Here is a 1,233-nt window from a genome sequence, read left to right as displayed (position 1 = left end):
CACGCGGCGGCCCCGTACCGCCTGCCCCGTCCCGCGCACACGTCCCAGGGATGGCCCCGCCCGTCCCGACCGGGCGGCGCGGTGACACCGGTGATTTTGCCGATGTACGCGTCCGGCGAGCGGCCCGACAGTGGCGTTGCCAGTCAGCGGCAGCACCGCCGAGGCGCGGACACGTCAGGACGACGCGTGCCGCGACCGCCGAGGCGCCTGCCTCGTCAGAGAGGACGACTCGTCGTGCAGCACTCGCAGAGCAGCGCGTCCAACGACGCCCACCCCACGCCGGTCAACACCCGGCGCCGTCTGGGTCGCGTCGCAGGCCTGTCCGCCTCCGTCGCCGCGGCGGTCGCGTTCAGCACCCTGGCGGCCCCCGGCGCCACCGCGGCCGACAACCCCTACGAGCGCGGCCCGGCCCCGACCAACTCGAGCATCGAGGCGCTGCGCGGCCCCTACTCGGTCTCCAGCACCTCCGTCTCGTCCCTGCTGGTCAGCGGATTCGGCGGCGGCACCATCTACTACCCGACCACCACCAGCGACGGCACGTTCGGCGCCGTGGTCATCACGCCGGGCTTCACCGCCTACGAGTCGTCCATCTCCTGGCTCGGCGAGCGTCTCGCCTCCCAGGGCTTCGTGGTGTTCACCATCGACACCGTCACCACGATGGACCAGCCCGCCTCCCGCGGCGACCAGATGCTGGCGGCCGCCGACTACCTGACCCAGCGCAGCTCCGCCCGCACCCGCGTCGACGCCGGCCGGGTCGCGCTGATGGGCCACTCCATGGGCGGCGGCGGAACCCTGGAGGCGGCCAAGGACCGTCCCTCCGTCAAGGCCATCATCCCGATGACCCCGTGGAACCTGGACAAGAGCTGGTCCGAGGTCCGCACACCCACCCTGATCGTCGGGGCCGAGTCCGACGCGGTCGCCCCGGTGGCCTCGCACTCCATCCCCTTCTACACCAACCTGCCCTCGTCCACCGAGAAGGCCTACCTCGAGCTGGACAACGCCAGCCACTTCGCGCCCAACACGTCGAACACGACGATCGCGAAGTACTCCATCTCCTGGCTGAAGCGGTGGGTCGACGACGACACCCGCTACTCCCAGTTCCTCTGTCCGGGCCCCAGCACCGGCCTGTTCAGCGACGTCTCCGACTACCGGAACACCTGCGCCTTCTGAGACGGGGGAACCGTCGACGGCGGCCGCGCATCGCGCGCGGCCGCCGTTCGGCGTGCGCGGGCC

The 1,233-nt window shown here is 71.9% G+C and carries 1 protein-coding gene; it reads left to right on the top strand.

Translation table 11 applies throughout. The annotated features are described in order from the left end of the window. Positions 1–234 precede the first annotated feature (234 nt). Positions 235–1,170, top strand: a complete 936-nt coding sequence (locus HW445_RS31585; protein ID WP_374939736.1) for an alpha/beta hydrolase family protein — start codon at positions 235–237, stop codon at positions 1,168–1,170. Positions 1,171–1,233 lie beyond the last annotated feature (63 nt).

Origin of the sequence: Streptomyces sp. UH6 (assembly GCF_013421635.1) — a bacterium.
Taxonomy (GTDB): domain Bacteria; phylum Actinomycetota; class Actinomycetes; order Streptomycetales; family Streptomycetaceae; genus Streptomyces; species Streptomyces abyssomicinicus.
Note: the sequence above shows the minus strand (reverse complement) of the source record. Positions and strands in the feature narration are given on the sequence as shown.